This is a genomic window from Paenibacillus thailandensis (genome assembly GCF_042685365.1).
GTDB lineage: Bacteria > Bacillota > Bacilli > Paenibacillales > Paenibacillaceae > Paenibacillus_AP > Paenibacillus_AP thailandensis.
The window spans coordinates 60,956-70,502 of record NZ_JBHUMY010000037.1; the positions used below are offsets into that span (position 1 = coordinate 60,956).

The following is a 9,547-nucleotide window of genomic DNA, read 5'->3' on the forward strand; positions in this document are numbered from 1 at the left end:
ACTTTACACTTTCTTATCAATGATCTGGCCGCTTAATTCCATGAGCTTGGCCGCCATATCCAGTAGCTTTTCTTCCGGAATTTCCCGTATCACTTTGCCGCTTTCGGCATCGGTAACCTTGTACACGATATGATTGGTTGCTTCATGAACCACCCGCTCTACGCGGGTATTCGGCTCCTGGATGGCTTCCAGAGCCCGGCTAACGGCTTTACTCAATTCCTGGTCACCCTGGGCAGTATTCTTAGTTGCTTTGTCGGTCTCCTTCGAATTCGCATACGACACGTTAGTCCCGTACGATTCCGGAGCGATGTTCGCCTTGGTGTTTATTGATGAAACGTTCATCGTCATCATAGCACCTCTATTATTTTTATCGGCTCATAATGGGAATTCTATTAGCAAAAACGACGGCGTCGCCCTTGTTTAAGCTTAAGGACGACGCGGATCATGATGAATATATATCGGTGTAAGAGCGCGGTATATAAATATTTTAAAAAAAGAGGCCTCAGATAATCTAAGGCCTCTCCTCTTAAAAAAGAGATTATTGAAGCAGGGACAATACGCCTTGAGGCTGCGAGTTCGCTTGCGCAAGCATCGCTTGGGAAGCCTGGAGCAGAATGTTGTTCTTCGTCAGGTTGACCATTTCCGAGGCCATGTCGGTATCGCGGATACGCGACTCGGAAGCGCTCAGGTTTTCTACGGTCGTGCCCAGGTTGTTCGACGTATACTCCAGACGGTTTTGAACGGCACCCAGTTTAGCGCGTTCCGTCGAAACAGCCGTAATTGCCGTTTCAACTTGACCAAGGGACGAAGTCGAAGCAAGGCTAGTGAAGCTTGCGGTCGTGATCGTACCGATAACGATTTGTTGAGCAGCGTCGTCGGATTGGATCGTAGCGCCGGCCGTAATCGTAATGCCGTTGAACTTCGTATCCGTCATGATTTTGTCGATTTGTTTGCCCAGCTCGTCAAGCTCAAGGTCGATATTCGCTTTGTCGCTCGAGCTGTACGTGCCGTTCGCTTTTTGAACGTTCAGCTCTTTCATACGAGTCAGCATGGAGCTAACTTCGTTCATTGCGCCTTCAGCCGTTTGAACGAACGAGATACCGTCTTGTACGTTCTTTTGAGCTTGCTCGAGACCGCGGATTTGGCCGCGCATTTTCTCGGATACCGCAAGACCTGCAGCGTCGTCAGCCGCACGGTTGATGCGAAGACCGGAAGACAGTTTCTCCATCGATTTGCCGGCAGCCGTGTTGTTCAACGCCATGTTGCGGTGCGTGTTCAAAGCCGTAATGTTGTGGTTAATACGCATTGTAAATTTCCTCCCTGAAATGGTGTAATATCCACGTCCTTGTGGATTCCGGCAGCCCGGTTTATAACCTTCGCCGCTCTATCTTATATATCGACGGGAGGAAGAAGAGAGTTTAGAGCATTGGAAAAATTTTTTACCACTCCGGAAAGTTTTAGTTCGGAGCTGCGTTCCCCATACTCAAGTTAAACTTTCCGATTGGCATGAAATGATACCGCTATAACCGGTTCATTCCCCCTTAGCGTCTTCGTTAGGAGCCTTTCTTATCTTTTTCATTTGGAGCGTCAGCTCTTCCAAAGAAATTCCGGCCTGAAACGCGTCTTTATTCGTATGCTCGACAGCATTGTACAGTTCCTTGCGAAGGACGCTGACTTGCTTGGGGGCCGTAATGCCGATTTTCACCGTATCGCCGCTTGCTTCCAATATCGTGATTTCGATATCGTCGCCGATCAGAAGCGATTCTCCCTTCTTTCTGCCTAGCACCAGCATGCGATTCAACTCCTATCCGATGGTTTCTCGTTCGTATCGCCGGGAAACAGCCTCTGCCGAATGTTATACCGGTTGTCTTGAAGAATAAATTGAACCGCTTGAAGCGTTCTTTTGTTAATAATAATCGGAGCGGCAAGGTTAACCGTCGCTTCTTCAAGCGCCCCCCGAACCGTTACGATATTATACACGATGACATCGCTTTGTTCCTTGATTTCAAGCTCGTGGATAACGGCGTCCGTCAGGTCGAATTCATAGTCCGGAAAAAAATCGAACGGCGAAACCGCGACAAAAACAAGCTCGCCCAGCTCTACAGACTGTAAATAGAGAAACGGGCTGTCCTCTACCTCTACTACGGTATAACTCTTGTACTCTTTAAAGCCCGGTATTCCCGAAGAAAACGTGACAACCGTTCGATCCGTCAGATCCAGCGGACCGAAGTGCGTAGTGTTAACGATCATCCTTATCCCTCTTTTCCGAAAAAGGCTGCAGTCGCTCGTCGCGCCTACAGCCTTTATCATACCTTGATTAAATATTCAAATCCAAATTTCTTACCTCTACCGTGACGGACGGATATTGCTTCATATAAGTCTGAACGCCGCCGCGCCGGAAGCTGATTTCGGGGGGCGTAACGGAAACATTCCCTTCCACCCCTCCGGGCGTAATATTAATTTCCGGTTTGTGAAGCACGGCTTCAAACGAAACATTATCCGAAGAAGGAGGAGCAGTAATCTGTATTTTGGGCCCTTCCTTAAATAATTGCTCTCTGGCGATTGTCGCAACCGGATTGTTGTCGCCGTCGGTCAGATCGGCAATCCGCTCCCACTTGGCGTTCGTCTCCCGTATGCCTTGCCTGGCGATATCGGGCAGCTGCGAGTAGATTCGCTGGTTCATCTCCCGCATGGAGCCGCCGTTCATGGCCGCTCTTAACCGGGAATTGTCGACTAGTACGACGGGAGGCTCCGAATGGATTTGTACCGTAGCAGGCGTCGATTCCAGATGGAGGGTCGCTCTCCCCTGCCGTATATTGAACTTTCCCGGTTCCGTATCGATCCCTATGGCCGCACGCTGCGAATGAATTTCAACGTAAGGAAGTCTCATCCGCTTAGTTCAAAAAGTCGAGCAGGCTCGTCGAGATCATTTTGGATCCGACGGACAACGACGCTTCATAGACGCTTTGGGCCGAAGTTGCCTGAATCAGGACTTCTTCCATATCCGCGTCCTCCACGCCCGACTGCATATCGGTTAAATTCAGCTGTAAATTTTCCAGTCTCGACTGCATCAGTTCGATCCGGTTCGTGCGGGCGCCGTTTAACGATTGGGCGCTTGATATCCGTTCCGCGGCGGCATCGATATTCGTCAATTGGGCCGAAATCGCACTGTGATCTTGCGCATTAATCGCGCTCGAAAGCTGATCGATAATTTCGAATATATTATCCGATGCGTTAGCTGCCCCGAATACGTCGTTGCCGCTAATATTAACCTGCATCGTAACGCCGGTGCTGATCGTATATTCGACCGCCTTGCCGTCGGTCGTCACGCCCGAAGCGTCGAATCCCGCGGCCGAGCTGTCGTACGGCATGCTGGTAAAGTCCTCGCCGTTAAAAATATATTTACCGTTAATTTTGGAGTTGCCGATGTCAATGAGCTGATTTTTTAATTGCTCCAGCTCCTCCTTGATCGCGTTCAGCCCGTTCTCGTCGTTCGTTCCGTTCGAGCCTTGAACGGCAAGCTCTTTTATGCGCTTTACAATATCTCCGGCTTCGCCCAATACCGAATCCGTCATCTCCATCCAAGACAAAGCGCTGTCCGTATTCGTCTGATGCTGGTCGTTATAAGCCAGCTCGGTACGGTACCGGAGCGCATAAGCGATGCCGGACGGGTCGTCAGACGGCTTGGTCAGCTTCAGGCCGGAAGAGGATTGATTCGACAGCTCGCTCAACCGGTTCAAGTTTTTGTTCAGGTTGCTCATGAGCTGGGTTTGCATCATGCCATTCGTTACGCGCATTGCCATGTTATTTAGCCCCTTTCAGGAAAAAAATCTTATCGGCCTACGACACCCGTGCCGTTAATGAGCTTGTCCAGCATCTCGTCGAACGTCGTCATGAAACGGGACGCCGCGCTGTACGCCTGCTGGAACACGATCATATCGCTTGCCTCCTCGTCGAGCGAGACGGCGCTTACCGATTGCCGGGTTCCGTCGACCGAAGCCAGCATCGAATCGCTTGTCGCCATTTGGCGCTGGGCGTTTTCGCTTTGAACCCCTACGGCGCTGACGACCGATCCGTAATAATCGCCGATCGTCGTCGGGCTGTTGCCCCCGAAATCGAAAGCCGCTTCGCTAAGGCCGTACATGAGCTTCGAGATCGTGCTGTTTCCTTTGACGGCCGTTACCGCGCCGGTCGTCGCATCGGCTTCGGTGCTCATCGACGTCGCGATTTTGGACGGATCGTTTTTGATGACGGAGTTCAGGCTGATCGATGCCGCCGTAATATTGCCGCCGGCCGTCCCGGACGTAAAGATGGCAACGCCCTGCTGCGCCGGATTGTCGAACGTAAAGCCAAGCTGATGCAGCCCGTTAATCCCGTTAACGGTAACGACCGTATCCGCTGCCAGCGTCGCACCCTGGTATGTCGAACCTGCCGGAAGGGTCACTTCGACCGGACCGTTCGCAATCGTGTTCGCCAAATTATCGAGCTTATCCAAATAGCCTTGCAGCGTGACGTCGCGGGATTCGAACAATCCCTTCACTTCGCCTTCGATCAAGCCTCCGCCCGTATAGGCGGCTTCCAAGCCGGAAGCATCCACCGTAGCGGCCGTCTCCCCGGTTACCAAAGCGTTGCCGGCAAACGTAACGTTATAGCCGTCCGCCGTTTCGGTCACTGTGACGTTCCCTTGACGGGACAGCTGATCGACCAGCAAATCCCGTTGGTCCCGCAGATCGTTGGCGTCGTTGCCGTTCGTCTCCAGCCTCTTGATCTCCTTGTTCAGCTTGGCGATTGAAGTCGCAATGGAGTTAATCTCCGAGGCCGCAGTCTCGATCTGATCGGTAATACTGTCCTGCAGATCCGTCACTTGCTTGCTCATCTGGTTGAACGTGTCCGCAAGCGTCTGCGCGTATTCCGCCACGATCGTCCGGTTGCTTTGGCTTTCCGGATTGGCCGCAAGATCCGACCAGGCTTTGAAAAAGTTCTGGATTTGCGAGTTCAGCCCCGTATCCGACGGCTCGTTAATGATATCTTCCAGCTGGCTTAAATTTTCCGCCTGTACGGTCCAAGATCCGTTGAGCGAGTTCTGGTCGCGGTATTGGCTGTCCAAATATTTTTCCCGTATCCGGGTAATCGAGGTCGCTTCTACGCCCGCGCCAAGCTGTCCGGCCGCGGTCGTCCGGTTCATCCCGTACGCGTCGTAGGAGATCGCCGCGGACATGTTGACCCGCTGACGGGAATAGCCTTCGGTCTTCGCGTTGGCGATATTGTGCCCCACCGTGTTGATGGCGGCCATCTGCGTCGTCAAGCCTCTTCTTGCGGTTTCGATGCCGTGAAAAGTAGATGCCATTCTTTATTCCCCGCTTTCCTGTTAATATCGCTTGTTAAACATGCCTGTGCCCGGGCCCGTTGACGTACGGTTCATCGGATGCTGATAGACCACATGCTCATGCGGGTTGTCTACGAGCAGATCGAGGGAGAAGCGGATGAAATCCAAAGACTGCTCCATCAACTGCTTATTGGTGTCGTTATGAAACTTTAGCTGCTGCAGCGTGCCGCGCAAGGCCGCGTGAAGCTCCGTCAGCGCTTCCTTCTCTTTGGCGTCCGTGACCGCTTTGATTAAGCTGGTCAAAACGCTGGAACGCGCGCGGGGCAAGCCCATTTGCACGACATAAGCGGTCGTAAGCCGAATCCGCTCCTTCTCCAGCCGCTGCGCCTCAGCCGTCCATTTGCGCTCCTGGGCCGTAATGGCGTTAAGCTCGTGGAGATCGTTCCGCACGATGACCGGGGTTTTCTTCTTCTCAAGCTCCAGCAATGCTTCGTAAACCGCCGATTGCTGCCGTAAAATACCGATAATTTCGCTTACCGAGGCCAACCGTTTCCCCTCGTTTCATTATGGTTTTAAGTATGGAAGCAGCTTCTCGGCAATCGCTCCGGCATCGACGCGATACGTTCCGGTCGACACTTCTTTTTTCAGCTCCGCGATTTTCTCCGCCCGCGCTGCATCGTTCATCTGGCTCGTCATCAACAATTCCTTTGCTTCCGATGAGATTTGGACTTTGTCGGTCTGTTTTTTGCGGACGCCTTCGGGCGTTCTTGTCTCGTTTTGCTTCTGATATTGATTTAATGCGCTTATCCGCTGCGTTTCGTTTATTTTCATTGCAATCACCTCGGGCTCTGTCTATAGCCATACATTAGCCGATAACCTTCTACTGTATTATCGGACCGGTAGAAATGAATATTTATAGAACATTTGGTCATATGCCGGATTTCAAAAATAAGCATTTTGTCCCGGTAAACCATAATCCGTTCGTTTCCCGCTTCAGTTTAACCGTTGTCCTTGATCCGGTACGCGCCGTGCGTATCCTGGGCTCCCGCCGGGCTCTGGCCCGCTTGCCGGTTCAAGCTGCTGATGTCTTTCTCCAGGCGCTTTCGGCAGTTGTCGCAAATATGGCTTTCCCGGATCAGCGTGCCGCATACCTCGCAAGGATAAGAAAGATTCGGCGCGTTCATGAGCGAAATTCGCCCTTCCCGGATAAACTTCGTAATTTGCCGGATCGAGACGTCTACCGCCTCGGACAGCTCTACGATTGTTGCTCCTTTATTCTCGCGCAAATAATCGGCGCATTTTTCATACTGTTTATCGATCTCCCGAATGCAATTCGGGCAAAATTCGCGAAGGTTCTTGGCGAACAGCCTTCCGCAGCGAGGGCAATTGTCTACGTTCAACATCGTTATTTCAGCTCCTCCATACGCTCTAACTGGGATTGTTATCGTCTATTCTATCATATCGGGAACGGCAAATCGCCGTCTTCATGAGCGGGTGAATCGTGTATGATTGTCGGTTTGTCGGGGGATTCGGACTCATCTAAGCGGAAACCTTGCTCATCATCCTCTTCACGGGAGGAATCGCGCGCAATTTATATAAAAGCACCTTACCTTGGCAGAAAGCTAACGCTGCGGTTAACGGGAAACGTGCTTACTCTCTTATATCGGCATCTTAGCGGCGATTGTTTAGGAGCGGGCCCATGTAAGCCCGTAAATGCGGAGCGGGTACGGAGAGGCTTGCTGCAAGGCAGCCGAACAGGCTTCCATCGTGCTGCCTGTCGTATAAATATCGTCGACCAACAAAAGCCTTACGGGAGACGGAACGGCCTGCATGCCATACGGACGCAGCCCGGCTATGGCGGCGGGATCCGCCCGGAACAGCTCCTTCGTATTTTCCATCCGTTCGCCTCTTGTTTTGAAGCTTTGCTTGCCGCTATGCCTCGTCCTGTGCAGCAAATGCGCGACCGGCAGGCCGGTGCGGGCGGACAAGCCTTGAGCGAGCCGCTCGGCCTGGTTAAACCCCCGCTCGGCCGCCCTTTCCCGGCTCACCGGCACGTAAGCGACGGCGTCCCAGAACAAGACGCGATCGGGCGCTTGTCCGAAAGCCCGCTTCCGGCCACGCGGCGCCGCCGTGCGAACGCCAAGCTCCAGCGCCATCTGCCGGAGCGGCGGCATGAGCATGTCGGCAAGCCGTTCTTCCAGCTCCTCGTTGCCGCGGTATTTATATAACGCAAGCCATCCGCGCATCCTGTCGTCGTAGCGGACGGCGCTGCGGTTGCATACGAAATGGGGGCGGCTTCTCCGCGGACAGTCCGGGCAATATTCGCCCCGCCCGCATACCGGACAAACGATGCGGTTGACCCACGGAATGCCGGCTATGCAGGAGGCGCAAACCTGTCTGCGGAATACGGCAGGCAAAAGCGGCTGTATGTTCCGCACGGAAGAAGCCGCTCCGTATGAGACCGGCTTGCCGCAAAACGGGCATGCGGGCGAAGCCGGCTGTATCAGCGACAGGACTTCATTCCATAAACGGAACGGGGAAAAGGATTTCATATGTACGGCCTCCTTGCAGGAATATGTGGCTGTAACTTGGTTGCTGAAGCTGCGCTTCGAATCGCATGGCTGCGCCGCAGCTATGGAAGCAAGTATCCCGAAGCGCGAGCGATCCGGTTCATGCTGCGGATTTGCCGGATCGCGCCTGTCTGGGCTTTATTGCGTTCGCGCGCGCAAAAATAAACGAGGCCGCCGGGATCGTCCGCCGAGCGTCCGGCCCGGCCCGCCATCTGCACCAAGGAAGCGGCGTCGAACAGCCGGCCGTCCGCGTCCAGAATGAACACATCGCTCCGCGGAACGGTTACTCCGCGCTCCAATATCGTCGTCGTAACGATAACCCGAAGCTCGCGACGGCGGAAACGCTGCACTTTATCGGCACGGTCCGGATCTTGCGACGACACCGGCTCGATGGCCGCCTCGCCCAGTTCTTTCCGCAGCAAACGGGCCATCGGCCCGGTCTGGGCGATGCGCTGCACGAACACAAACAGCTGGGCGCCGCGCCGCAACGAATGGAGCAAGGCCTGCTTCAGGCGGGGAGGCAAGCTTTGCTTGTTCAGCATTTGCCGAACCGCCGTCGTTTGCAGCAGCTTCGGAACGGGGAGCGGATGGCGATGGTAACGGACCGGCACCTTCGCATGCGGCAGCTTCCCTCTCCGCGCCGCGCGCTGAAGCTCGGGCGGGGGCGTAGCGGACAGCAGCAGCTTTATGGCTCCGGGCGTGCAGCATTTGCGGGCGGCGTAATACAGCATCGGGTCCCCATGATAGGGAAACGCATCCAATTCGTCAATGATCACCAGTTGAAAAGCTTGGTGAAACCGCATCAGCTGATGGGTGGTGGACAGCGTAATATCGCCGCTTTCCCAGCGCTGGCCGCTTCCGCCGTACAACGTGACGACGACGGCGTCGGGAAACGCTTTGCGAAGCCGCGGGTCCAGCTCCAGCACGACGTCGCGCCGCGGCGTCGCGATTAACGCGCGGCCGCCCCGCAGCAGGATCGACTCGACCAGCGGGAAGATCATCTCGGTTTTGCCCGCCCCGGTAACCGCCCACAGCAGAAACTCCCGCGGCGCCAATGCGGCTTCCGGCGAAAGGGAAGGCGCTGACGGGAATGCGGAAGAGGACGCAGTCGTAACCGATGGCGAGTGCGTCGCAGAAGGAGCGGGCGAGAACAATGGAGCGGACATGGAAGCCAGCGATCGCCAAAATGTGGGCGCACCGGGCGAAGCCGGCTGCAACGGCAGGGCCGAAGACGGCCGAGCCGCATCGTCCCGCGGACGAAAACGGTGTGGCCGTCCGAAATCGCATTTGGGCGTCGTGCTCCGCCTTAACCGGATTAATGACGGAATATGGGTCAAGGAGCCGCCGATTGCTCTCGTCAGACCGGACGCGGCAAAAGCGATAAAAGCGATAAAAGCGGCAATACCCGTCCATGCCGCTTTATTCCGCTTCGCTTCGCGCTTGGCGCGGCGGTCCGGGGGCGCTTCCGCATAGCGAAGCGCCGCACCTGCGGCGGCGGCCTGCGCGGGGCTCAGCCCCCAGCGGGCAAGCCGCTCGGCTTGCGGGGGCAAAGCCTCGCCGCTCCCGGCCGGCATGGGCGGCATGCCGAGCACAAGCAGCTCGCATTCGCGGCTGCGCCCCATGCCGAGGCATGCCGTGCAGTAGGCGCACA

General features: G+C 55.0%; 12 protein-coding genes. All 12 read right to left on the reverse strand.

All coding sequences use genetic code 11. From position 1 onward, the window contains the following. Positions 1 to 3 precede the first annotated feature (3 nt). Positions 4 to 348, reverse strand: a complete 345-nt coding sequence (locus ACFSW5_RS22400; RefSeq protein ID WP_379278244.1) for a flagellar protein FlaG — start codon at positions 346 to 348, stop codon at positions 4 to 6. 190 nt (positions 349 to 538) lie between these two features. Beyond that, entirely contained in the window at positions 539 to 1,306 is a 768-nt protein-coding gene (locus ACFSW5_RS22405) for a flagellin N-terminal helical domain-containing protein (RefSeq protein ID WP_379278247.1), read from the reverse strand. Between the two features lie 225 nt (positions 1,307 to 1,531). Continuing rightward, positions 1,532 to 1,792 (reverse strand): carbon storage regulator CsrA, encoded by a 261-nt coding sequence (gene csrA, locus ACFSW5_RS22410; RefSeq protein ID WP_379278249.1) that lies wholly within the window; start codon positions 1,790 to 1,792, stop codon positions 1,532 to 1,534. Positions 1,793 to 1,797: 5 nt separating this feature from the next. Then, on the reverse strand, positions 1,798 to 2,250 hold the full coding sequence (gene fliW / locus ACFSW5_RS22415) for a flagellar assembly protein FliW (RefSeq protein WP_379278253.1): 453 nt from the start codon (positions 2,248 to 2,250) through the stop codon (positions 1,798 to 1,800). Between the two features lie 67 nt (positions 2,251 to 2,317). Continuing rightward, on the reverse strand, positions 2,318 to 2,890 hold the full coding sequence (locus ACFSW5_RS22420; protein ID WP_379278255.1) for a DUF6470 family protein: 573 nt from the start codon (positions 2,888 to 2,890) through the stop codon (positions 2,318 to 2,320). Positions 2,891 to 2,894: 4 nt separating this feature from the next. Further along, the gene (flgL, locus tag ACFSW5_RS22425; RefSeq protein ID WP_379278264.1) at positions 2,895 to 3,803 is read right to left on the reverse strand and encodes a flagellar hook-associated protein FlgL; all 909 of its coding nucleotides are present in this window, start codon (positions 3,801 to 3,803) and stop codon (positions 2,895 to 2,897) included. Positions 3,804 to 3,832: 29 nt separating this feature from the next. Further along, positions 3,833 to 5,347: a flagellar hook-associated protein FlgK gene (gene flgK, locus ACFSW5_RS22430; protein ID WP_379278266.1), complete on the reverse strand. Its 1,515-nt coding sequence runs from the start codon at positions 5,345 to 5,347 to the stop codon at positions 3,833 to 3,835. Positions 5,348 to 5,368: 21 nt separating this feature from the next. After that, positions 5,369 to 5,872 (reverse strand): flagellar protein FlgN, encoded by a 504-nt coding sequence (locus tag ACFSW5_RS22435; RefSeq protein WP_379278269.1) that lies wholly within the window; start codon positions 5,870 to 5,872, stop codon positions 5,369 to 5,371. An 18-nt stretch (positions 5,873 to 5,890) separates the two neighbouring features. Further along, positions 5,891 to 6,157: a flagellar biosynthesis anti-sigma factor FlgM gene (flgM, locus tag ACFSW5_RS22440; RefSeq protein WP_379278271.1), complete on the reverse strand. Its 267-nt coding sequence runs from the start codon at positions 6,155 to 6,157 to the stop codon at positions 5,891 to 5,893. 167 nt (positions 6,158 to 6,324) lie between these two features. Next, positions 6,325 to 6,726, reverse strand: a complete 402-nt coding sequence (locus ACFSW5_RS22445; protein ID WP_379278281.1) for a TIGR03826 family flagellar region protein — start codon at positions 6,724 to 6,726, stop codon at positions 6,325 to 6,327. A gap of 285 nt (positions 6,727 to 7,011) precedes the next feature. After that, positions 7,012 to 7,878 (reverse strand): ComF family protein, encoded by an 867-nt coding sequence (locus ACFSW5_RS22450; protein WP_379278273.1) that lies wholly within the window; start codon positions 7,876 to 7,878, stop codon positions 7,012 to 7,014. An 80-nt stretch (positions 7,879 to 7,958) separates the two neighbouring features. Beyond that, positions 7,959 to 9,547, reverse strand: a 1,589-nt coding sequence (locus ACFSW5_RS22455) for a helicase-related protein (protein ID WP_379278275.1), incomplete at its 5' end; no start/stop codon positions are given.